This window comes from Pseudomonas viciae (genome assembly GCF_004786035.1).
Taxonomy (GTDB): Bacteria; Pseudomonadota; Gammaproteobacteria; order Pseudomonadales; family Pseudomonadaceae; genus Aquipseudomonas; species Aquipseudomonas viciae.
This window is the reverse complement of record NZ_CP035088.1, coordinates 4,643,510-4,666,016: the sequence shown is the minus strand read 5'-3', so window position 1 is coordinate 4,666,016 and position 22,507 is coordinate 4,643,510. Positions and strand designations below refer to the sequence as shown.

Annotated in this window: 24 protein-coding genes and 1 tRNA gene; 18 read left to right on the top strand and 7 right to left on the bottom strand. The window is 58.1% G+C overall.

Annotated features, from left to right (window positions below):
• The first annotated feature begins 228 nt into the window (after window positions 1-228).
• The 3 genes from EPZ47_RS20290 to EPZ47_RS20280 are packed head-to-tail and all read left to right on the top strand — an operon-like array spanning window position 229 to window position 3,395.
• Window positions 229-1,638, top strand: coding sequence for a circularly permuted type 2 ATP-grasp protein (locus EPZ47_RS20290; protein ID WP_135846431.1), 1,410 nt, complete (start codon window positions 229-231; stop codon window positions 1,636-1,638).
• Window positions 1,639-1,647: 9 nt separating this feature from the next.
• Entirely contained in the window at window positions 1,648-2,598 is a 951-nt protein-coding gene (locus EPZ47_RS20285) for an alpha-E domain-containing protein (RefSeq protein WP_135846430.1), read from the top strand.
• Window positions 2,595-3,395 (top strand): transglutaminase family protein, encoded by an 801-nt coding sequence (locus tag EPZ47_RS20280; protein ID WP_135846429.1) that lies wholly within the window; start codon window positions 2,595-2,597, stop codon window positions 3,393-3,395. The genes EPZ47_RS20285 and EPZ47_RS20280 overlap by 4 nt, the downstream gene beginning before the upstream one ends.
• A gap of 117 nt (window positions 3,396-3,512) precedes the next feature.
• Here the strand turns inward: EPZ47_RS20280 and EPZ47_RS20275 are convergent, their stop codons facing one another.
• Window positions 3,513-4,325 carry a c-type cytochrome gene (locus tag EPZ47_RS20275; RefSeq protein WP_135846428.1) on the bottom strand — a complete coding sequence of 271 codons (813 nt, stop codon included), beginning with the start codon at window positions 4,323-4,325 and terminating at the stop codon, window positions 3,513-3,515.
• A gap of 608 nt (window positions 4,326-4,933) precedes the next feature.
• Here EPZ47_RS20275 and EPZ47_RS20270 point away from each other — a divergent pair.
• The 3 genes from EPZ47_RS20270 to EPZ47_RS20260 all read left to right on the top strand — a co-directional run bounded on the left by EPZ47_RS20270 (window position 4,934) and on the right by EPZ47_RS20260 (window position 9,131).
• Window positions 4,934-6,139, top strand: a complete 1,206-nt coding sequence (locus EPZ47_RS20270) for an acetyl-CoA C-acetyltransferase (RefSeq protein ID WP_135846427.1) — start codon at window positions 4,934-4,936, stop codon at window positions 6,137-6,139.
• A gap of 25 nt (window positions 6,140-6,164) precedes the next feature.
• The gene (locus tag EPZ47_RS20265) at window positions 6,165-8,309 is read left to right on the top strand and encodes a 3-hydroxyacyl-CoA dehydrogenase NAD-binding domain-containing protein (RefSeq protein ID WP_135846426.1); all 2,145 of its coding nucleotides are present in this window, start codon (window positions 6,165-6,167) and stop codon (window positions 8,307-8,309) included.
• Window positions 8,310-8,396: 87 nt separating this feature from the next.
• Complete coding sequence (locus tag EPZ47_RS20260) at window positions 8,397-9,131, top strand: amidotransferase (protein ID WP_135846425.1); 735 nt, start codon at window positions 8,397-8,399, stop codon at window positions 9,129-9,131.
• Between the two features lie 26 nt (window positions 9,132-9,157).
• Here EPZ47_RS20260 and EPZ47_RS20255 read toward each other — a convergent pair whose 3' ends face one another.
• From EPZ47_RS20255 to EPZ47_RS20245, 3 genes are all read right to left on the bottom strand, one after another.
• Window positions 9,158-10,129: a magnesium and cobalt transport protein CorA gene (locus EPZ47_RS20255; RefSeq protein ID WP_135846424.1), complete on the bottom strand. Its 972-nt coding sequence runs from the start codon at window positions 10,127-10,129 to the stop codon at window positions 9,158-9,160.
• A gap of 136 nt (window positions 10,130-10,265) precedes the next feature.
• Window positions 10,266-10,988 (bottom strand): 1-acylglycerol-3-phosphate O-acyltransferase, encoded by a 723-nt coding sequence (locus EPZ47_RS20250; RefSeq protein WP_135846423.1) that lies wholly within the window; start codon window positions 10,986-10,988, stop codon window positions 10,266-10,268.
• A 271-nt stretch (window positions 10,989-11,259) separates the two neighbouring features.
• The gene (locus EPZ47_RS20245; protein WP_135846422.1) at window positions 11,260-11,949 is read right to left on the bottom strand and encodes a crotonase/enoyl-CoA hydratase family protein; all 690 of its coding nucleotides are present in this window, start codon (window positions 11,947-11,949) and stop codon (window positions 11,260-11,262) included.
• Window positions 11,950-12,257: 308 nt separating this feature from the next.
• Here EPZ47_RS20245 and EPZ47_RS20240 point away from each other — a divergent pair.
• The 4 genes from EPZ47_RS20240 (at window position 12,258) to EPZ47_RS20225 (ending at window position 14,886) form a co-directional block, all read left to right on the top strand.
• Window positions 12,258-12,347: transfer RNA gene (locus tag EPZ47_RS20240), tRNA-Ser, on the top strand.
• Window positions 12,348-12,562: 215 nt separating this feature from the next.
• Complete coding sequence (locus EPZ47_RS20235) at window positions 12,563-13,765, top strand: MFS transporter (protein WP_135846421.1); 1,203 nt, start codon at window positions 12,563-12,565, stop codon at window positions 13,763-13,765.
• A gap of 206 nt (window positions 13,766-13,971) precedes the next feature.
• Window positions 13,972-14,460, top strand: coding sequence for a nuclear transport factor 2 family protein (locus tag EPZ47_RS20230; RefSeq protein WP_135846420.1), 489 nt, complete (start codon window positions 13,972-13,974; stop codon window positions 14,458-14,460).
• Window positions 14,461-14,658: 198 nt separating this feature from the next.
• Entirely contained in the window at window positions 14,659-14,886 is a 228-nt protein-coding gene (locus EPZ47_RS20225; RefSeq protein ID WP_003204158.1) for an integrase, read from the top strand.
• Window positions 14,887-14,904: 18 nt separating this feature from the next.
• On the opposite strand, the gene EPZ47_RS20220 is transcribed toward EPZ47_RS20225, so the two are convergent.
• Window positions 14,905-15,387 carry a GNAT family N-acetyltransferase gene (locus EPZ47_RS20220; protein WP_135846419.1) on the bottom strand — a complete coding sequence of 161 codons (483 nt, stop codon included), beginning with the start codon at window positions 15,385-15,387 and terminating at the stop codon, window positions 14,905-14,907.
• Window positions 15,388-15,575: 188 nt separating this feature from the next.
• Between EPZ47_RS20220 and EPZ47_RS20215 the strand changes: the two genes are divergently transcribed.
• From EPZ47_RS20215 to EPZ47_RS20200, 4 genes are all read left to right on the top strand, one after another.
• Entirely contained in the window at window positions 15,576-16,205 is a 630-nt protein-coding gene (locus EPZ47_RS20215; RefSeq protein WP_135846418.1) for a hypothetical protein, read from the top strand.
• A 232-nt stretch (window positions 16,206-16,437) separates the two neighbouring features.
• Complete coding sequence (locus tag EPZ47_RS20210; protein ID WP_135846417.1) at window positions 16,438-17,019, top strand: hypothetical protein; 582 nt, start codon at window positions 16,438-16,440, stop codon at window positions 17,017-17,019.
• 45 nt (window positions 17,020-17,064) lie between these two features.
• Window positions 17,065-17,628, top strand: a complete 564-nt coding sequence (locus EPZ47_RS20205; RefSeq protein WP_135846416.1) for a GNAT family N-acetyltransferase — start codon at window positions 17,065-17,067, stop codon at window positions 17,626-17,628.
• Window positions 17,629-17,720: 92 nt separating this feature from the next.
• Window positions 17,721-18,122 (top strand): PaaI family thioesterase, encoded by a 402-nt coding sequence (locus EPZ47_RS20200; RefSeq protein WP_135846415.1) that lies wholly within the window; start codon window positions 17,721-17,723, stop codon window positions 18,120-18,122.
• A 51-nt stretch (window positions 18,123-18,173) separates the two neighbouring features.
• On the opposite strand, the gene EPZ47_RS20195 is transcribed toward EPZ47_RS20200, so the two are convergent.
• Window positions 18,174-18,500 (bottom strand): DUF2834 domain-containing protein, encoded by a 327-nt coding sequence (locus EPZ47_RS20195; RefSeq protein WP_135846414.1) that lies wholly within the window; start codon window positions 18,498-18,500, stop codon window positions 18,174-18,176.
• 117 nt (window positions 18,501-18,617) lie between these two features.
• Here EPZ47_RS20195 and EPZ47_RS20190 point away from each other — a divergent pair, with 117 nt between their 5' ends.
• Window positions 18,618-19,433 (top strand): helix-turn-helix domain-containing protein, encoded by an 816-nt coding sequence (locus EPZ47_RS20190; RefSeq protein ID WP_135846413.1) that lies wholly within the window; start codon window positions 18,618-18,620, stop codon window positions 19,431-19,433.
• 31 nt (window positions 19,434-19,464) lie between these two features.
• Here EPZ47_RS20190 and EPZ47_RS30145 read toward each other — a convergent pair whose 3' ends face one another.
• A complete protein-coding gene (locus EPZ47_RS30145) occupies window positions 19,465-19,884 on the bottom strand; it encodes a S1C family serine protease (RefSeq protein WP_158296373.1) in 420 nt (139 codons plus the stop codon).
• A gap of 515 nt (window positions 19,885-20,399) precedes the next feature.
• On the opposite strand from EPZ47_RS30145, the gene EPZ47_RS20180 reads away from it, so the two are divergent.
• The 3 genes from EPZ47_RS20180 to dapF all read left to right on the top strand — a co-directional run bounded on the left by EPZ47_RS20180 (window position 20,400) and on the right by dapF (window position 22,505).
• A complete protein-coding gene (locus EPZ47_RS20180; RefSeq protein ID WP_135846411.1) occupies window positions 20,400-21,173 on the top strand; it encodes a PDZ domain-containing protein in 774 nt (257 codons plus the stop codon).
• A 12-nt stretch (window positions 21,174-21,185) separates the two neighbouring features.
• Window positions 21,186-21,563 (top strand): hypothetical protein, encoded by a 378-nt coding sequence (locus EPZ47_RS20175; protein WP_135846410.1) that lies wholly within the window; start codon window positions 21,186-21,188, stop codon window positions 21,561-21,563.
• 135 nt (window positions 21,564-21,698) lie between these two features.
• On the top strand, window positions 21,699-22,505 hold the full coding sequence (dapF, locus tag EPZ47_RS20170) for a diaminopimelate epimerase (protein WP_135846409.1): 807 nt from the start codon (window positions 21,699-21,701) through the stop codon (window positions 22,503-22,505).
• The last annotated feature ends 2 nt before the right edge of the window (window positions 22,506-22,507 follow it).

Here is a 22,507-nt window from a genome sequence, read left to right as displayed (position 1 = left end):
TTTGTACCTAACTGTATCCAAGCCAGGCTATGGCGTTTTTCCGTGTCTATGCTCAGGGGAGCGACGGCCCTGCGCCGCAATGAAGCGGGGGCAGCGGGGTGGGGGGATTTGCCGCACTACAAGAGTGCGCAGCCTCTCAGTGGATAATCCAACCCGTTGATCATAAAGCGTTTATGCCGATGGCACGGGCCTTGCGAAGCCTGATGCCAGGGTGACAAGGAGTACGGCATGATCCGCACTGGTTTTGACGAGATGTACGAGGCCGACGGCCAGGTCCGCCCGCATTATCGGGCGTTTGCACGTTGGCTGGCCGAAACGCCAGACGAACTTCTGGCACAACGCAGACGCGAAGCGGACCTGTTGTTTCATCGCGCCGGCATTACGTTCACGCTTTACGGGGACGAGCAGGGCACGGAGCGCCTGATCCCTTTCGACACTATCCCGCGCAGCATTCCCGCCAGCGAATGGCGGGTCGTCGAGCGTGGCTGCATCCAGCGGGTCAAGGCACTGAACATGTTCCTGGCCGACCTCTACCATGAGCAACGAATCATCCGGGCCGGCATCATCCCCGCCGAGCAGGTGCTGGCCAACGAGCAATATCAACTGGCGATGCAAGGGCTGGATCTGCACCGCGACATCTATGCCCACATTTGCGGCGTCGATCTGGTGCGCGACGGCGATGGCACGTACTACGTACTTGAAGACAATCTTCGTACGCCCAGTGGCGTCAGCTACATGCTTGAAGATCGCAAGATGATGATGCGCCTGTTCCCCGAACTGTTTGCCGCCCAGCGCATCGCCCCCATCGACCATTACCCCAACCTGCTGCTCGACACCCTGAAAAGCGCCAGCCCACTGGATGACCCCAGCGTCGTGGTGCTCACGCCGGGGCGCTTCAACAGTGCATTCTTTGAGCACGCGTTCCTGGCCCGGGAGATGGGCGTGGAACTGGTAGAAGGCGCCGACCTGTTCGTGCGCGACGACAAAGTCTTCATGCGCACCACCGACGGGCCGAAAGCGGTGGATGTGATCTACCGTCGCCTTGACGACGCGTTCCTCGATCCACTGGCCTTCAATCCGGATTCGATGCTCGGGGTGCCAGGGCTGTTGTCGTCCTACCGGTCTGGCAACGTGGTGCTGGCCAATGCCATCGGCACGGGCGTGGCGGACGACAAGTCGGTGTACCCGTTCGTCACCGACATGATCAAGTTTTACCTGGACGAAGAGCCGATCCTGAAGAACGTCCCTACATGGCAGTGTCGTAACCCTGCTGAACTTTCCCACGTACTGGCGAATCTTCCAGATCTGGTGGTCAAGGAAACCCAGGGCTCCGGCGGTTACGGAATGCTGGTGGGGCCGGCGGCGACGACGGCGCAGATCGACGCCTTCCGCGAACGCATCAAGGCCAAGCCGCACGCCTACATCGCCCAGCCGACGCTGTCGCTTTCTACGTGTCCGACCTTTGTCGAAAATGGCATTGCCCCTCGCCACATCGACTTGCGGCCGTTTGTCCTGTCTGGCCGGGAAACCCGTGTGGTGCCGGGCGGCCTGACGCGCGTGGCGTTGCGCGAAGGGTCGCTGGTGGTGAACTCGTCCCAGGGCGGTGGCACCAAGGACACCTGGGTGGTCGAGGATTGAGGAGCTGCCATGCTAAGTAGAACCGCCTCGGACCTGTACTGGATGTCGCGTTACCTGGAGCGTGCGGAAAACCTCGCGCGGATGCTCGACGTCAGTTATTCGCTGTCCTTGATGCCCCAGGACGGGCGCGGCGATGGCCTGCACGAATTGGCCATGCCGCTGCTGATCACCGGCACGCTGGATGATTACCGGGAGCGACACGGCGACTTGCACGCCGAACGCCTGTTGCATTTTTTTGCCCTGGACGCGGCCAACCCGGCGAGCATCTACAGCTGCCTCGGTTCCGCGCGCGCCAGTGCCCACGCGGTGCGTGGGCGAATCACCGCCGACATGTGGGAAAACGTCAACGCCACCTGGTTGGAAATTCGCGATATCGCCGAGCAAGGCTTGAGTCGCTACGGCATGAGCCGTTTCTGCGAGTGGATCAAGGAAAGGTCTCACCTGTTTCGAGGCGCAACCTACGGCACCATCATGCGTAACGACGCGTTCAGGTTCATTCGCCTGGGGACCTTTATCGAAAGGGCCGACAACACCCTGCGCTTGCTAGACGCCCGTTACGAGATGGCCGGTGACCAGGCCGACACGGTCAGCGACGGCACGGCCCACGCGTATTACCAGTGGAGCGCCTTGTTGCGGGCCTTGTCTTCCTTCGAGGCCTACACCGAAATCTACCGTGACGCCCCGGGCGCGCGTCATGTGGCTGAACTGTTGCTGCTGCGCGCCGATGTGCCGCGGTCGCTGCGGGCCTGCACCGAAGAAATCGAGCAGATCCTCGCGAGCCTACCAGGCTCCAACGGCCGGCAGGCACAACGCCTGGGCGCGGAAATGGACGCGCGCCTGCGCTACACCGGGATTAACGAAATCCTCGACGGGGGCCTGCATGCCTGGCTCACCGAATTCATCCCATTGGTCCGCGAACTGGGCAACGCCATTCACAGTTCCTACCTGGAGGTCATATGAGACTCTCAATCAGCCACGAAACGGCCTACCACTATGAAGACCAGGTTCGCGCCAGCATCCAGTACCTGCGCCTGACACCCCACGACAGCGAGCGCCAGCATGTGCTGAGCTGGCAGCTTGATCTGCCACGGCCGGTACGTGCGCAGCTGGATCCGTTCGGCAACATCCTTCATGTACTGACCCTGGACGAGCCCCACGAAACGGTCATCATTGGTGCCCGTGGCCAAGTGGACATCGACCCGTTGCGTGAAGCCGAACATGAGAGCCAGTCGGCGCTGCCGTTCCTGCGCTTCACCCGGTTGACCGAAGCGGACGAGGCGCTACGAGCTTTCGCCGCGCAGCAATGCAAGCAGCGCCGCGATCGCACCGCGTTGATCGACCTGATGCACGGGTTGAACCAGCACATGGTCTACACCCCGGGTTCCACTGAAGTCGAGACCAGCGCGGCCCAGGCTTTTGCCAGCCGTAGCGGGGTGTGCCAGGATCACGCCCACGCATTCCTGGCCTGCGCCCGCAGCCTGGGCGTGCCGGCACGGTATGTGTCAGGCTATCTGTTCAGTGAGCAGAGCGAACACCTGGCCAGCCATGCCTGGGCCGAGGCATGGCTCGACGACGCCTGGTACAGCTTCGACGTGACTAACCAATTGGCCCGTCCCGAGCGACACTTGAAACTGGCGGTGGGTCTGGATTACCTGGACGCCTGCCCAGTGCGCGGCATGCGCCGCGGTGGTGGCGGTGAGCAGATGCATGCCAAGGTCGTGACACCGGCCCCGGTGCTTACGGTGCAACGACAATAGCCGCGTGGCGAGCGGGCTTTTGTGGCGAGGGAGCTTGCTCCCGCTCGAGTGCGAAGCGCTCGCAAGCTATTTGAGGGGCTGCTGCGCAGCCCTGTCAGCGGGGCAGCGGGGGCAAGCTCACTGCTTCAAAGGCTGTTTACGCCCCGCCATATGCTTCAGATACCCCACCAACAGATCCAGCTCCGAATCCGGCAGCACCGCCGCCGAGAACCCCGGCATCTTGCCTTGGGGCCAGTGACGCAGGCCCTGCGGGTCGCGGATATAACGCTTGAGGAAATCCCCGGAGAAGTATTCGGTTGGGTTGAAGGGGATGTTCAGGTCAGGGCCGAATTGCGCATCGCCGGCACCGTTGAGGCGATGGCAGGCCAGGCAATTTTTCTGGAACAGCTCAAACCCTTTGTTGATCGGATCGTCCTTGGCCAGGTTGGCTGCGGGCAGCAGGGCTGGGAAGCGTTCAGCCACCGCTGACAGGCGCTTGATGCTCGCCACCGCGTACGGCCATTGTTCGGGGCTGATATGACCCGCCTGCGGGTCGGTCCAAACCAGATAGAAAGGCCCGGCACTGTGTTTGCCTTCACCCAGTGGGGGCCATGGTTTGGCAGGGTCTTCAATGGCCAGCCAGGCCCGGGCGCCACGTTTGTTGAGTAACGGCGCAGCGGGCATTTCGGCGGCGAAACCGTCCAGCGCCACGGCCTGCAGGTGGTCGTCCGACTGCACGCCAGTCAACAGTGCAGTCAGCGGCACGGCGCGATAACTCATCGGTTTCTTGTAGGAAACGTCGTCAGCGATCTGGACCGTCTGGGCTTCAGGATGCTTGAGCAGTTCTTCGGTTTGCCAGGTGCGCGTCTTCGCGCCCAGCTCCAGCACCAGCTGTGCGGCATACAGGGGCGTGCTGAGCAGCAACGCCCCGATCACAATGAGAGCTTTCAAGTGGATCGCCTTCCATGTCGAGGGAGTGCCGTAAAGGTTGGCACAGCCCCTGGGGCTCGAACAATAAACCCGTCACATTTTTTGGCGACACAACATATTGAGAATGCAGATGCCCGCGCGCAGGACTCAGCCGATCACCTTGGTGATATTCGGCACAATCAACAGCAGCGTCGTGGCAAAGAGAATGAGTCCGGCTTGACGAACTTTCGAATGTTTGAACATGGCTGACCCGCCTTTATTGTTATTTCCTGAGGCCAGCCTGCATATCCATGACGGCTGGCGTTGCACTTCCTGTATGACAAGCGCCTCGGCAAAACCCGACGACTGTTCTTGTACAAGGATTACATTAGGGGCCGCAGTCGCCTTGGCTTAGATCCAATTCGTATCAATACTGAATTTATTGCTATTTAAATGGCATGAGGCCCATTGCCATCTTCTTGAAGGCCCTTTGGCTAGACAGCTTGCTCACCTGAATCGGTTAACCCGATAGCTCGCTACCGTTCGTCTGAGCGTGGCCGTCAACGTCATTGAGCACTGTGGTCATTGAATCCTTCGCTGCCGGGCTTATGGTTGGAGGCATCGCATTATCCCCGTGGTTTGAGGATGTCATGACCGAAGCTTTGATTTTCGACGCATTGCGTACGCCTCGCGGCAAGGGCAAGGCCGACGGCGCCTTGCACAGTGTGAAACCGGTGAACCTGATGGGCGGCCTGCTCAGTGCCTTGCAGCAGCGCATGAGCCTGGACACCAGTCAGGTCGACGACATTGTGCTCGGTTGCGTGACACCGGTGGGTGAGCAGGGCGCCGATATCGCCAAGACCGCCGCCCTGGTGGCCGACTGGGATGTCAGTGTCGCGGGTATGCAACTCAACCGGTTCTGCGCATCGGGCCTGGAGGCGGTGAACCTGGCCGCCATGAAAGTGCGTTCCGGGTTCGAAGACCTGGTGGTTGCCGGTGGCGTCGAATCCATGTCCCGGGTGCCTATGGGCAGCGATGGTGGCGCCTGGGCCCTGGACCCGCAATCGAACCTGCACGGTCATTTCATTTCTCAAGGCGTCGGCGCCGACCTGATTGCCACCCTGGAGGGCTTCAGCCGCGAAGATGTCGATGCCTATGCGCTGAACTCGCAACAAAAAGCCACACGTGCCCGGGCTGACGGTTCTTTCGACAAATCCCTGGTAGCGGTGCGGGACCAAAATGGCATCGTGCTGCTGGACCACGACGAATTCATCCGTGCCGACTCTACGCTCGAAGGCCTGGGCAAGCTCAAACCGAGTTTCGAAGCCATGGGGCAAATGGGTTTCGACGCGACGGCGTTGCGGATCTATAGCCATGTCGAGCGGATCAACCATGTACACACGCCGGGCAACAGCTCTGGCATCGTCGATGGTGCGGCGTTGATGCTGATCGGTTCCCAAGCCAAGGGGCGTGCGATGGGCCTGCAACCCCGGGCGCGGATTGTCGCCACGGCCGTCACCAGCACCGACCCGACCATCATGCTCACCGGCCCGGCGCCGGCTACCCGCAAGGCCCTGGCCAAGGCCGGGCTGCGGGTGGAGGACATCGACCTGTTCGAAGTCAATGAAGCCTTCGCCTCGGTGGTGCTCAAGTTCATCAAGGACATGGCCATCGACCCCGCCAAGGTCAACGTCAACGGCGGCTCCATCGCCCTGGGCCATCCCTTGGGCGCCACGGGGTGCGCAATCCTCGGCACTTTGCTCGATGAGTTGGAGGTGCGGCGCTTGCGCTATGGCCTGGCGACCCTGTGTGTCGGCGGCGGCATGGGCATTGCCACCGTTATCGAGCGCCTCTGAGCCACGACTTCAAGGAACACTTTTGATGACCGATGCCATCCGTTACGAAACCGGCCCGGACCGGATCGTCGTCCTGACCCTGGACATGCCGGGGCAGAGCGCCAATACCATGAATGCTGTGTACCGCGAGGCCATGGCCGCCTGCGTCGCCCGTTTGATCGCCGAAAAAGACTCGATTGCCGGGGTGATCATCACCTCGGCCAAGAAAACCTTTTTCGCTGGCGGTGACCTCAATGAACTGGTCAAGGTCGGCAAGCCCCAGGCCCAGGCTTTCTACGAAATGGTGCTGGGCCTCAAGGCGCAACTGCGCGCCCTGGAAACCCTGGGCAGGCCCGTGGTGGCGGCCATCAACGGCGCGGCCCTCGGAGGCGGCTGGGAGATCTGCCTGGCCTGCCATCATCGCGTGGCGCTGGATCATCCGTCGGTGAAGATCGGCCTGCCGGAGGTCACCCTTGGCCTGTTACCGGGTGGCGGCGGGGTGGTACGGATGGTGCGTCTGCTCGGTTTGGAAAAGGCCTTGCCGTATCTGCTCGAGGGTAAGAAGGTCGGCCCGCAACAGGCGCTGCAGGCGGGCTTGATCGAAGAACTGGCGAAGGATCGCGACGAGTTACTGGCCAAAGCCCGGGCCTGGATTCTCGCCAACCCCGGCGTGGTCCAGCCATGGGATGCGAAGGGCTATCGGATTCCGGGTGGCACGCCGTCGGACCCGAAACTCGCGCAAATGCTGGCGATTGCGCCCTCGATCCTGCGTAGCAAGACCCAGGGTTGCCTGCCGGCACCGGAGAAAATTCTCTGCGCCGCAGTGGAAGGCGCCCAGGTGGATTTCGCCACCGCCCATCTGATTGAAACCCGCTATTTCACCGAGCTGGTCACCGGCCAGGTGGCCAAGAACCTGATCGGCACCTTCTGGTTCCAGCTCAACGAGATCAAGGCGGGCGGCTCGCGCCCACAGGGTTTTGCGCCCTATCTGACAAAGAAAGTCGGCGTGCTTGGTGCAGGCATGATGGGGGCCGGCATTGCCCACGTCAGCGCCTTGGCCGGCATTGAAGTGGTGCTCAAGGATGTCGACCTGAGCGCCGCTGAGAAGGGCAAGGCCCGTTCGGCGGTGCTGCTGGACAAGAAGGTCGCTCGCGGCCAACTCACCGCCGAACAGCGCGAAGCCACCCTGGAGCGGATCCATGCCACGGCCAGCGATGCTGACCTGGCCGGTTGCGATCTGATCATCGAAGCGGTGTTTGAAGACCGTGCCCTGAAAGCCAAGGTATCAGCCGCTGCCCAAGCCGTGGCGGGCGATGACACGGTGATCGCCTCCAACACCTCGACCTTGCCCATCACCGGCCTGGCCATGGCGGTGCCGGTCCCGGCGAAGTTCATCGGCCTGCATTTTTTCAGCCCCGTGGAAAAAATGCCCTTGGTAGAAATCATCAAGGGCGCCCGCACCAGCGATGAAACCTTGGCTCGAGGTTTTGATTTCGTCCTGCAAATCAACAAGACACCGATTGTGGTCAACGACAGTCGCGGTTTCTTCACATCCCGGGTCTTCGGTACCTTTATCAATGAAGGTATCGCCATGCTCGGCGAGGGCGTGAGCGCCCCGATGATCGAGACCGAAGCGCGCAAGGCCGGGATGCCGGTCGGGCCGTTGGCGATCTCTGACGAAGTTTCTCTCAACCTGATGAGCCATATCCGCGCGCAAACCGCCACGGACCTGCACGCTGAAGGGAAAACGCCGATTGAGCACCCAGCGTTCGCTGTGATTGACTTGCTGCTCAACGAATACAAGCGGCCGGGCAAGGCCGCCGGCGCTGGCTTCTATGAATACCCGGCCAACGGGAAAAGGTACCTTTGGCCGCAGCTCAAAAGCCGTTTCGAGAAAGCCGACGGGCAGATTTCGTCGCAGGATATCCGTGATCGGCTGCTGTTTATCCAAGCCTTGGAAACCGTGCGTTGCGTAGAGGAGGGGGTGCTTACCTCGACGGCCGATGCCAACGTTGGATCGATCCTCGGCATTGGTTTCGCGGCCTGGACTGGCGGTGCGTTGCAGTTCATCAACCAGTACGGTCTGCGGGATTTTGTCGCGCGAGCGCAGTATTTGGCCGAGCAATACGGCGAGCGTTTCTCACCGCCGACCTTGTTGCTGGAAAAAGCAGCCAGGCAGGAACTGTTCTGACTACCTGGTGAGGGGCTTGCCTTGGGACCGTGTTCAGGGCAGGCTTTGGGGTGTGCAATATTCCCATCATCGTGTCAGGTATTTTTTATGTCGCTACGCATCTGCATTTTGGAAACCGATATCCTGCGTCCGGAACTGGTCGATCAATATCAGGGTTACGGGCAGATGTTCCAGCGCCTGTTTTCACAACAACCTGTGGCGGCCGAGTTCACTGTGTACAACGTGATGGAAGGCCACTACCCCAGTGATGATGAACAGTTCGACGCCTATCTCGTGACCGGTAGCAAGGCTGATTCTTTCGGTACCGATCCGTGGATTCAAACGCTCAAGACTTACTTGCTGGACCGCTACCAGCGGGGTGACAAGCTGCTGGGCGTGTGCTTCGGTCATCAACTGTTGGCGCTGTTGCTGGGCGGCAAGACCGAGCGCGCTACCCAGGGCTGGGGTGTCGGCACCCATCGCTACAAACTCGCGGCCAAGGCGCCGTGGATGAGCCCAGTGATGGAAGAACTCACCCTGTTGATCAGTCATCAGGACCAGGTCACCCAATTGCCCGAGAACGCCACGGTCATCGCTTCCAGCGATTTTTGCCCGTTCGCCGCCTATCACATCAACGATCAGGTGCTGTGTTTCCAGGGCCACCCGGAATTCATCCACGATTATTCCCGCGCCTTGCTGGAGATTCGCCAGCAACACCTCGGCGAGCAGATCTATAGCCAGGGCGTGGCGAGCCTGGCCCATGAGCACCACGGTACGACGGTGGCGGAGTGGATGATGCGGTTCGTCGCTCACAAGCCGCAGGCCGAAGCCACCCAAGGCTAAAGATCATTACTAATGTGGGAGCTCGCCTACAACCAGCCCGAACGCTTGAAACTCCACCACAACGACGAGCATCCCACCGCGATAACCCCAAGCACCGCGAAATACCCATATTGCCAGCTCAATTCCGGCATATCCTGGAAGTTCATCCCATAGATCCCGGCCACTGCCGTGGGAAATGCGAGGATCGCCGCCCAGGCCGCGAACTTGCGTTGCACCACGCTCTGGCGTGACGCTTCGAGCAACACACCGACTTCGATGGTCTGGCTGGCGATGTCGGCCAGGGTTGTCAGGTCTTCCATTTGCCGCGTGACATGAATCTGCACGTCACGGAAATATGGACTCATATTTTTGTCGATGAAGGGGAAGTCCAGTCTCTGCAACTCTTCGCTGATCTCCACCATCGGCGCCGCATAACGGCGCAGGCGCAATACGTCGCGGCGCAAACTGTGCAGGTTCTGGATGTCCCGCTCGTTCAGGGAGCTGCACATTACGTTGTGCTCCAGCTCATCGATCTCGGCATGAATCGCTTCACCCATGGGCTGGTAGTTTTCAATCACGAAATCAAGGATGGCGTAGAGTACGAAGTCCTCCCCGTGTTTCAGCAAAAGAGGACGCGCCTCACAGCGTTGTCGGACGTGGGCGTAGGAAGCTGAGTGACCGTTACGGGCGGTGATGATGTAGCCCTTACCGGCAAAGATATGGGTTTCGATAAACAGCAGCTTGCCGTCCTTGCGTATCGGCGAATACGTGACGATAAACAACGCATCGCCAAAGGTCTCCAGCTTGGGGCGGCTGTGCTTTTCCATCGCATCTTCGATCGCCAGCTCATGCAAATTGAACTGACGCTGCAGGTTGGTCAGCTCCAGGGCGCTGGGCTCTTCAAGACCGATCCAGACAAAATGACCAGGCTTGGCAGCCCAGGCGCTGCCTTCGTCGAGGGTGATATCGGTGACTTTTTTTCCGGCGCTGTAAACCGCAGCAGCAACGACTCTACCCATAATGGTGGTTCACTTCTTATTGTGAAAATGGCAGTGGCAGGCAGCGTTCAGCTTAGCGCGCCCTGTTGCTTGAGAGTCAGCAAAATCTGCGTAGTTCGACGGCAAAAGAAAACCCGCCGTGGGGCGGGTTTTCCATTCAAGCGGCTTGCAACTGCCGATCCATTGTCGCGATGCACTCGCGCATCTGCTCGCGGCATTGGGCCATGAGCCTGGGCATGTCATCCATGCTCAGTCCCACCGTAGGAATTGCCGGCAATGAACGTATGAGGATGTCACCGCTGCGCCAGCGATTGAGGCGCATGTGCTTGATATAGCTGCTGACGCACACCGGGATAATTGGCACTCCCGCAGCAATCGCCATCTGAAAGGCGCCTTTCTTGAACGGCAGCAGATCCTTGCCAAGATTGCGCGTGCCCTCCGGGAATACCCAGATAGAGGTGTCCTCGTTCTGCAAGGTATGGGTGGTGGTCAGCATCGACCGGCGCGCCTTGACCGCATTGCCCCGATCGATCAATACGTTGCCCGCCAGCCAGAACAATTGCCCGAACAGCGGCACCCATTTCAGGCTCTTCTTGCCGATGCACACGGTACGGCGCGGCACCACGTTACCGAACATGAATAGGTCATAGTTGGATTGGTGGTTGGCGATGATCACACAGCCGTTGGGCTTATCCACCAGCGTGTCGACCTGCGTCCGGACCCGCAGGCGCAAAATGCACATGGCCGGCAATGCGTACAACCTTGCGCATAAACGGCTGTTGTCTGGATTGAACGGCCGGCACAGCCCCAAAATCACCCCGAGTACGCCAGCCAGGACAAAATTCAGGCCCATCAACAACATACGCAATACAAACAGCATCTACAGGCCCCATCGGGACAAAAGGTGGCGCAGTGTACGGATGTGCACTGTTTTCGGCAATTGTCCCTATAGAGGTAGGAAATGGACGATGTTTAAGCGCATGTTTCCAAATAACGCGACAGAAGCGGCCTAGAGCGGTTGCGGGCTTTTAAACGACGCACGTAGGAAAAATGCCCAACGCTAAGGGCTTAAGGAAGGTCACTACACCGTGGCGAGGGAGCTTGCTCCCTCGCCACGGTGACCCGTGTAAGCCTTGAGTGACCAGGGAGCGTCAGCCCATGTGCTCCTGATCCAGCAGAATCGCACTGTCCAGTGTATCCAACAGCGCCTTGCGGACTTTCAGCTTGGTATTCTTGTGGGCCGTCATGTTGATTTTCTTCAACTGACGCGCCGCCTCCAACGCCGCACCCTGCAGCTCCTCGACCGACACCACCTTGTCGAGGAAGCCAGCATCTACCGCACTCTGCGGGTTGAACATCTCGGCATTGATCACCGAGCGATGAAACGCCGACTTGCGCAGACGATCACGGGCCAGCTCAATACCCGCGTGGTGCATGGTCATACCGATCTGTACCTCATTCAGGCCAATGCTGAACGGCCCGTCCACACCAATGCGGTAGTCCGCCGACAGCAGCAGGAACGCGCCCTTGGCCACCGCATGCCCCGGGCACGCGACCACGACAGGGAAGGGGTGCGACAACAGACGACGCGCCAGGGTCGAGCCGGCCGTGACCAGACTCACCGCTTCCTTAGGGCCGGCGGTCATCACCTTCAGATCGTAACCGCCCGACAGAATCCCCGGCTGCCCGGTAATGATCACCACCGCCCGATCCGCTGTCGCCTGGTCCAGAGCAGCGTTGAACGCGGCGATCACATCCGGCGAAATGGCATTGACCTTGCCGTTGTTCAAGGTCAGGGTCGCGATACCGTCTTCGAGATGGTAGGCAATCAGGTCGCTCATGACGCTATTCCTTGTAAGAGAAGTGACGCAGACGTTACCCACCGTCGCAGGCCAGGTAAAGCGCCGTGACTGACTCACCGGTCAGCCCCAAGCCCCGCAAACAGCCTGGCCCGCCCATCCCGCCAAGCCTTCATCTATAGAGCTGCGCCTGCACAGCCCCGAAGATTGGCCGGTTTGCCCTGCCCAGGTGCGTTTAAAATGCCTGACCAAGCTTAACCGCATGAAAATTCTGAAAAAAACCTTTGCCATCGGAAAAGCTTTCGACTACATTAGCGCGCCTCGACAGACTGAACAGTTTGTCGAGATACGGTGAAGTGTCCGAGTGGCTTAAGGAGCACGCCTGGAAAGTGTGTATACAGGAAACTGTATCGAGAGTTCGAATCTCTCCTTCACCGCCACATTCGATATACATAAAGCCCCTGGTTTTCCAAGAAAATCAGGGGCTTTGTGGTTTCTGCCGTCTGAAAAATGACGATATGGGCAATGGCGCCCAGGTGATACGCCCTCAGCGCAAAAGGTGCGAATTTCCTAACCTTGACTCCACCATCGCAATGACTATCCCCACGTTTAGCCGTGCTACAAAAAGGCCTGTTCAACGCCTGGAAAAACACCGATGCCAGCGCTCTCCAACGGCAGGCCCTCCCATCGATTCGGCCTGTTTTGCGTAGCCAGTTTTCTTCTGTCCATTTCTTACGGCGTCACCTTCCTGGTCTCGCTGCTAGTGTCCTCCCTAGGGGGAACTGAGCGCGATGCAGGACAAGTCTTTGCCGTTGCCATGACGAGTACCTTGGTAGCTGTAGTCGGCTCTGGGCATTTGATGCAGCGCGTAGGCGCGGCACCGTGCATGGCCCTTGGCGCCGTATTTCTGGTCATTTCATCAATGGGGTTTGCTCTGCTGTCGGGTCTTGGCATCGCCTTGTTGGCTTGTGGAATGATGCTGGGGATTGGATGGGGGCTGTTTTACACGGTTGGGCCCATCATGGTGGCCGCGATGGTCGAGCCAGCCAGGCGGACTCATTGCTTCGCGCTTTTGTCTGGGAGCATGTTGACGGGGATCGGCAGCGGCCCTCTCACAGGCAAGTTGGCAAGCTATGCAGGACTGCCCATTCAGACGGCTTTCTTCTGTGCTGCGGCCTCGGCGTTGCTGGGTGGTTTGTATTTTTGGTGGTTGAGAACTGGCTTCGCCGAGTTGGAGCGCCGGTCTGGCGACAAGCTTCGGATGGGGCTGAGATCGGCGACGGATGTTCTACGCTCACGTTCAGCGTTGTCCATTTTGATGGTGGGTCTAGGGGGCGCGATTTTCGGCGGCCTGGGCAGTTTCCAGACAAGTTATGCAGCGAGCCAGGGGCTTGACTACTCCCTGTTTTTCGTCAGTTTCATGGGGGCGGCTATCGCTTGTCGGTTGTTGATTGCCGGGTGGGTCGTCAGTCGTGACCCCTTCGCGACTTCCTGTCTATTGACCACTCTGATGTTGATCGCCGTGACGGGGTTCGGTGTGTGGGTCCATGACAGTCTGAGTTATGGGTTGACCGCTGCCATACTTGGGATCGGTTATGGTCTCAACTATTCGGTCATTAATGGCTTGGCGGCCAACGAGGCGCCACCTGGACTGACCGCACAGGCACTCCTGCTTTTCAGTCTCTCCTATTTTATTGGCGTATTCGGGTTTCCCTTTATCGCCGGCAGGCTCATCAGCAGCATGGGCGTGAATGGGATGCTGCTGGGTGTCGGATTGATCGCTTTGCTTGCCTGGGCCTTGAGTGTAAGTCGCTGGCTGGCTGGGCGATTCTGGAAACCAGTATCTCTCTCGGAATGAAGCAAACCTACGAATAAAGTGCCTCGTTGAAGGTTGGTATTTCGTGCGACTCGTACCCTCTAGTCGCGTCAGAACTTTTCGCCAGACAGCATCAGGCAAATTCGCAACAGTATCGAGCAACAGCATTCAAGTGCATGCCGCTAAGGTTCCTCTTCAAGAGCTTCCTATCAACTGCATTGTTATGAGGCAACATCATGACCATACGGATGAGTTCGACTTTGCGCCTTCAGACTGTCGCCCTGTACTGGGTACTTTCAACGAGCCCGGTCTGGGCTTCGGAAACGATGACTCAGGACGCCAATGCGCATAGGGTGCGCCAAGCGTTCACCAACTGGCAGCAAGGCAAAGGCACTGTGTTCGATCTGCTGGCGCCCAACGCCATATGGACCGTGACCGGATCAAGCCCCGTATCGGGTGTGTATAACAGCAAAAAAGACTTGCTGGAGCAGGCCGTACGACCCATCACGGCTCGGCTGGCGACCGCGATTTCTCCCACTGTCCAAAGCATTGTTGCCGAGGAGGACGTTGTGGTCGTTCTGTGGAGCGGTGAAGCAACCGCATTGGATCGCCAACCCTACAAAAACACCTACTTGTGGCACATGACATTCAAGGACGGCCAGATCACGCAGGTAAAGGCCTTTCTGGACACCTATGTGTTGAACGACCTTATGCATCGCGTAAAACCTGCGCAGTAATAGGAGGGTATTTTCAGGAGCAGACCTAGCGTGGTGCAAAGGGGAGTGGGTGTTCGGGCGTGAACAGCTATGGATTTTCCATGAGGCCGTTCGCGTTTCCGTACAGCGGAATCTAAAAAGCTAAGCTTGATCCAGAACAAAAACCGGAAACGGGTAGTCTTTTGTAAACCCAAATTCCACTCGCCCTGAGATTGCACAATGAGCCTGATCGATTGCCCCGAATGCGCTTCCCGAATTTCCGACAAGGCCTATGCCTGTCCGCATTGCGGCAACCCTTTCCGGGAGCCGAGTTTCCGTTTGACCGAGAAGAACGTGGGCCAGATAGCCGGGGTGACTGGCGTCTGGCTCACCGCGCCCTGGATCGCGCGAATGGTCTTCGGTGTGGTGGCCGTGATTGCAGTCGCTGCGGTGTTGATCCTGCGTTGACTTGCGTCGATTAGCCAGCTAGCGAGTCGGGCCAGTCGCGCAAGCGCTCTGCCAGACATAATAATTGTCGAACTCACTGCTTTCGACGAATTGGAAACCGTGGCGGACGTAAAAGCGATTCGAGGCACTTTCTTTAAGGGCGCCAACCCTTATCGGGAGCGCGGCTGCATCCGCTTCTTTGAAAATATGATTGAGAACAGCAGCGCCTATTCCTGATCCTTGTGCGCTTGGTCTTACATACAAATGGTCAAGCAAGAACTCATTGTTGAGAGGCTTGACTACAACGAACCCAACCCTCTTTCCCTGCAGTTCGATGTAGCGTGTGTAGCGAGGTTCGAAACCACTAAGAAACCGCTCGCGCGCGCGCAGGGGATCAAATCGCCCCACGCGCTCCAGGCTTTCGCGCATGGCCTCGATTCGAATGTCCACCAGATCGTCCGAGTCGCTTTGTTGAGCTGGGACCAAAATGATGGGCGGATTTTGATGGCGGGTGAGGGGCATTATTCACGCTCTGGTTTTCGTCCGGGAAGCCAGTATAGATAACTTGACGATACCAGCTCATGGCGTCGAAATACCTAGCTTGTCCCCTCTAGCTCTATGGCCTGGCGCCATTACTCACCCTGTCCTAGTCTTTTCTGATCAGCAGGACCTCATCGGTACTTATTGCACGGTGTCCAGGGAGTCATGGAATGGCGAACAAGAAAGGAACTGAGTTGGTAGCCGGTTTAGAGACAATCCCCGGAGCAGCAGGGATTTTCGGGATCTGTTATTCAATACTTACCTGGAGCGGCGTAGGAAAAGGCTTCAGCCCTTTCAGTCTTGGCTCTTGGAAAAAAACACTGGGCAAGCTTGTCGAAGATGGGCACGCCACGACCTTTCTCGTCGACGGCAGAAACATCACCCTGACGGGTATCAGTGACGACGGGTGGGTATTCGATACAGGTGCTCTTGGCTCAACCGATTGGGCTCGCGCCACGGGAAGCGCGACCACCTATGTCTATTACATCGGTGTGAATAAAGCTTTCGTGAAAAAGTATCGGCAGCTTGAAGCCAAGCTAAAGAAAACCAAGACCTCCTACGATGCCTTCTGGCCCAATCTTCCTAGTGCCAAAACCCAGTACCAGAACTGTGTGAGCCATAGCCACTACCTGGTTTCCGAGCTGGGACTCGCTCACTGGGGTAATACCGTCAAGGGCTGGTGGATGCCTTCGGCGAGTAATTGGGTGGATTGGTTTAAAAGTTTCGCGCCTGTGCAGCGAGACGGATTCAGCTGGAAATACAAGAGGTTCGATGGCACGAACACTCATATTCCAGGCTAGGCGTTACCCGGAACAGTTTGCATAAAAACGGCTCGTGGACTGTTGAGGTCGGGGTCGGCGATGTTTGTGTGGGCGTTTATAAGCCGGCTCTCCCATCCATTGACCGGTAACTGCCCCAGGTCAGGACAGGCATTGCAGCGAGCCTTCGAACCCTCTATAAAATCCCGCGCTGACATCACGACTTTCTTGATCGTCTTGCCCCCTGGATATCTGACCCGCATGGAGCATCATCGTGAGCCAATCGCCGCGCGCCCTCAACTTTCGAATTAACACCTGCTCGCGCAACGTGTCGTCTTGCGTGCTGCCCGCCTTGAGCATCAGTGTCCTGGCCCTGCTCAGCGGATGTGGCGCGTTGACGGATGTCCGCTCATTCTCCACGCCCTATTCAACGCCTGACGGTGGCGAGACCGCACGCTTGCGGGTCATCAGCGATGGCATGGTCAGGGGCGTGCCCAAGTCCGATTGCGTCGACTTCCGCCTGCCGGGCGCTGGCGTCATGGTGGCGTTCCGGGATGGCTACGCCAATCGCAACAGAGAAAGCCTGGGCATGCCGGCGACCAGCGAGCGCCCATCTTCCACGGTTATGACTGAGCTGTTGGTGCCCGCCGGGAAACCCATCGCCTTTCATTACATTGGTGCTCGCTGCTACAACATGTTCAGCTTTGTCCCTAAGGCTGGCGTGGATTACCAACTGGACGCCGCAGGGCTTTATAAGTGCGGTGTGACGCTTCAACAAACGCCCGTGGGGACGGGCGCGTTTTCCCCTTCACCCTTGAAGGAAAGCAAACTGTGCAAGGTGACGGATAACTTTTAGCGTTGTTTGCCAAGGACGCCATAACGTTTGAAAAGGAGCTTCATGATGGAAACCCTCCCCACCTTGCACACCCGTCGCCTCATCCTCACGCCTTTGGAGCTGACGGATGCACCGGCGATTCAACGGTTGTTTCCCCTCTGGGAAGTGGTCCGTTACCTGGACAGCCGCGTGCCCTGGCCTTACCCGGATGACGGCGCGCTGACTTACGTTCGCGACCACGCGCTCCCTGCCATTGCGATGGGGCGCGAATGGCATTGGATGATCCGCCTTGCCGAAGATCCTGCACACAGCATCGGCAGCATCAGCCTGTACGACCAGCCAGGCAACAACCGTGGTTTCTGGCTGGCGCCTCAATGGCAGGGCAAAGGCTACATGCGCGAGGCCTGCGAAGTGATCAACGCCTATTGGTTTGAAACGCTGGAACGTCCCGTCATGCAAGTGCCCAAGGCGGTGGGCAACCATGCTTCGCGCAGGGTTTCGGAACATGAAGGCATGCGCATGATTGCGACGCAGCAGGGGGAGTTTGTTTGTGGGCCGTTGCTTAAGGATATCTGGGAGATGACGCGTGGGAATTGGCTTGAGAAAAAGGCCGCGTTGGGGTCGAATTGAGCAGAGCCAAATGGGTCAATTCATCGGTGAACGACAAGTTACCACGGTCGTCGCCAGGAACTCTGTCGGGTTAACGGGTAAAGGAATGTGAAATGGATATCCCACAGGATTTCAAACCGTTATTTCGTAGCAGCCCTTTCCTTGACCTGCTGGGTCCCTTTTATTATCGGGAAAACTCCGAAGGTTTTACCGTTGGGATTCGGGTGGAGGAGAAACACACCAATGCGCGTGGACTCGCTCACGGAGGATTGTTCATGGCGCTGGCTGATATCGCACTAGGCTACAGCGCAGCTTTCTCGAAAGATCCTCCTCTTAAGCTCGTGACGACCACGATGACTACTGATTTCGCTGGCTCCGCCAAGATCGGCGATTGGTTGGAGGCTGCCGTAGATATTCAAAAAACCGGTAGTCGATTGGTATTTGCCAATACTTATATCAGAGCTGGAGAGGAGCGCGTGGTTCGAGCCAGTGCATCTTTTCTGGTGCTCAGCTAAAGCGCTGATACGTTTTTTGCCGTAAGAGCGAACGGTGCAATTTTCGATGTCTCACTCAGTGGTTGTCGCCAACGGCTTGTGTGCAAATCCATTAATGACGATGTACAGCAGCGGGCCGATCGATACGAAGATCACGGTGATCAGCAAGTAAGGCAGCACCGAGACGAACGACCTGCCTTTCGCGCGTGAGTCTCTGTACATCCAGATGCACGCCATGCAAGCGAGCAGATAAAGGTCGATGACGACCTGCGCGGTGTCTGGGCTAGACATGAGCCTGATGCCGAACGCCAGGAGCGATTGCTCGGCGAGAAACAAAGTGCTCGTCGTGTACAGGGAAAAAAGCAGCAGCGTGACAAGTGCAATGTAAGGTTTCTTCACTCTACCTCCTTGGGCAAGATCATCGATCGGTAGAGGTAGGCTAGTGATATGACAGTCATGGTTTCAATGACCTCTGAGGTCATGGACGCCGCCCACCCGCAATGCCAGAGTCAACGCATGAGCAGTCGACCTTTTTCTCGAACTACGCCGCCAATTTCTGCTGGCGCGCAACTGCGTCATTTGCGCCAACAAGCCGGATTAAGTCAGCTGGACTGCGCGCTGATAGCTGGGATATCTCAGCGTCATCTCAGTTGCATCGAGACGGGGCGCGCCAAGCCAGGCCCTGGCACTCTACATAACTTGCTGACGGCCCTGGATGCTCCCTTGGAGCGATGCAACGACATCTTCCTCGCTAGTGGCTATGCCCCTCGCTACGAAACGACGCCGCTCACATCGTCGTCAATGGAAGTGGTACGTGATGCCATTCATCATGTACTTCACGCCAACAATCCAGCTCCGGCGATTGTTTTGGGCAGTCACTGGGAGGTTCTTGCAGCCAACGCCAGCACTGGCGTTTTGTTCGATTTGGTGGGCCTTGCCAAAGACGCGGCAGAAGGGCTGAACCTCTTAGTGACACTCTTACAACCGGGCGGCTTGGGCGACCATTTGTGCAATGCGGAGGAAATAAGATCAGTGGCCTGGCAACGGGCAACTCGAGAAGCTTCGAGCAACTCCACACTGGCTGAGATTCTGAAGAGCCTGCCGGTTCCGAACAGCCTTTCAACGCTGGCTGAAGAACTGCTGCCATTGTTGCTGACGCGAATCAACTCTCCCCATGGCGAGCTGAAGTTCATGTCAACGTTCACCACATTCGGCATGCCGCTCGATATCACAATGAGCTCATTGCGCATTGAGCATCTGATTCCTGCTGATGCGAAGACCTGGGAGGTCATGACCAATGCCTACGAGCGGACGCAAAACGAGAACACCTGAACCGTACTGTCCATGGAGGTCAGCCGGGTAGTTATTTACCCGCCAAAGGACGCCACGCGATGGCCAGGGAGGGCCCCGATTTCGGCGCGACGGCTGCCGGAGGCGCAGGTGCTACCGATTGTGCCACGTCCGATGAGCCACCTATTTCCACCAGCACGTCGATGGTTGCCCGGTAACGCCACACCTTCAGCGGCGCCGTGAAACCAGGTCGAATGCGGCGGGTGACGGCGGTCAGTTCGGCTGGGCTATTGACCGAAGTCCCGGCAACTTGCAAAACGATATCGCCAGCCAACATACCTGCCTTTTCAGCACCACTTCCCGGCACTGGCCCCAAGACCAATACACCGCTGACGGTGGGTAAGCCGAATTGCCGAGCCACCGTCGGTGTAACGGCGGTGATGTGCAGGCCCAACGTCCCCGTCTGGTTCGCCGTGGGTACAGGCGTTGCCACTGACGTCACGGTAGTCGGGGGGACTGTAGCAACGCTTGGTGCGGGAGCGCTTCCGGCTGAGCAGTCGCGTTGCGTGGCTACCTGTTGAATCACAAGGTTGACGGGGTCGGCCGCCATGCTCGGATATTGCTCCCACCCTCGTTTGGTTGCCAGGAACGTTTCACAATCCATGGCGTAGTAGGTCGCCGGGTCTCTGACCTTGCGCAGGTATTCCGCTGTTTCGGCTCGCTCCGCTGAGCTGTACATGGGATTGACGCAAGACGCCAGAAGAGGGAAGAGAGCAAGCGTTCCGGCAAGGCGTTTTGTCGGCATAGGACTTCCCTGATGTCGTGGCGTTTAAGCGAGTCCATGCAAGGTACTATTTGGCCATCATGCTGTCCAACGTCAAACCAGGCACCGCATTGCTGCGGTGATTGGACGAGCGGCATCCCACCAGACGTTCATTCGATATACAACCTGAAGGCACTTCGCCATGATGCGGGACGATCAACTCAAATTAAGCATTGAGAAGCGAAATGTTTGCTACTGCCTTCAAATCAAGCACCCGGCTTGCCGTTGCACTGTCGCTCACCGGCCTGACTGGCTGTGCCTCTGATGGCGGTCTCGGTGAGGCTGCGGTGATCGGTGCGATGTTCCTTCCCATGCCGGCTGGAGTGGACACCAGCGTAATGACAACTGCCGTAGGCGTAGCGGCCGGTGCCTATGTGCTCTCCTCGGTGGCGAGTGCGGACTCTGCCAGTGTTTCTCCCGCGACCTCCACTGTTGCCGCGCCCCAAGGGCTGCCCCCCATTGACCTGCAAAAGCTGGTGACCCGGGAAACACCTGACCGGTATCGTTCCAAATCGTGTGAGTACATTGAGATGTCCCTTAGTGAGGTGCCGATGTACCAGGGGAGTGCTGAGCCGATATTGAAGCAGGTCGGCACGGCTCGAAAAGAAGCGGCCAGCCAGGTATGGCTTGAAAAAGGTTGCCAGCTTGCCAATTTACCTCGCGGTAAGATCGGCGCGAACATCGACACCATCGATCCGCAGCGGGCGATGGCCTTGTCATTTCCCCCCGCAGGCGTTGTGGTGCTGGCAACTGTTCCGGGTAGCGGTGCTCAACAGGCCGGACTATTGCCTCAGGATGTGATCGTGGCCGTTGATGATCGGCCTATCGCCGATTCAATCGATTTCAGGGTGGCCGTTGCAAAAGCTTCAATCGGCTCGCGGGTGAATCTGAAGGTATGGCGAGCTAACGCGTTTAGCATCATTCCTGTTGTGGTCGGGGCTGGAGGGACTCAAGTATAGGTGACGCCGACAGTGACGGCCAATGGTGTCGCGGCCGCGTCTGCAGTCGGTGCTATGTTTTGCACTGCAGTGCTGGCCACTCAGCACACTTACGGTGCTACCGTCAGCCCGGTCAAGTTAATCACCGGGGCAGCGAACGACATGCAGCCCTCACTCAAGAGCTACATCGCTAAGGTGAAACAGCAACAGCCCGGCGTTTGGGGAGATTTCAAACTTAACAGCGCTGTTTGTGCACCGAGCGCCGTGGTGTGCATGGCCGAGGCCAAGGGACCGACCGGTAAGACTCAGAACGCTTTCGAGTTCTGTCACGCGACGCAAGCCAAAGCGGATGCTGAACTGGCCCAGATGCGCCAGGGAGACCCAAAAGCGGTGGTCATTGACTGGCCTTGAGCCGTCATCGTGAACAGGGGCTGTTGCCTAATCGTCAGTAGCGATCAAGGAAGAATGCATGGAACCGCTACTCAATCGAATCATGCTGTATGTGCGGGACGGGAATTTCGTTTCTATTTCCAGTAGAGCGTTTGCATGCCGCTGAACTTTCAAAAAATGCATGCCAATGGCGATGACTTTGTTATCGTCGATTCGCGACACTCAGATTGCCCGGTGACCAGTGCCATGGCCCGGCGCATGGGGGATCGCCACCGAGGCGTGGGCTTCAATCAACTCGCGGTGTTGCTCGATTGCGACGATGCGGATGCCCGCGTGATGTTCTGGAATGCAGATGGTTCTACGCTGGATGTCTGTGGCAGCGCGACTCGAGGTGCTGCGGACATGCTTATGCGTGAATCAAATGTGACGTCGATAACGCTGCGCACCCACCGTGGTCTGCTCACCTGCGAGCGGACCTCAACCGGGGAAATTTCTGTCGACATGGGGCAACCGCTTTTCAACTGGCGAGACATTCCCTTGGCGCGGGAACTGGACACCGCTGTTCTGCCACTTGCGGGTAGCCCGGCGGCGTGCAGCATGGGAAATCCGCATTGCACTTATTTTGTGGATGACTTGGCCGTCGTTGATATCGCGACGATCGGACCGGAAATCGAAAGCAATTCCCTTTTTCCACTCAAGACCAACGTACATTTCGTCCAGGTTATTAACCGCAAGCACATCCGGTTGCGCATTTGGGAGCGTGGCGCTGGTATTGCGCTCGGTTCGGGTTCCTGCTCGTGCGGTGCTGCTGTTAACGGGATACGGCGTGGCTTGCTGGACAGTTGCGTTGAGGTTGAGTGTGATGGCGGAAGTGTGATGGTTCGATGGGATGGCGTGGGTGCGGTCTTCCTCATTGGGCCGGTGGAGGTAAGTTTTTCGGGGATGACCGCAGACAGCTATTAACA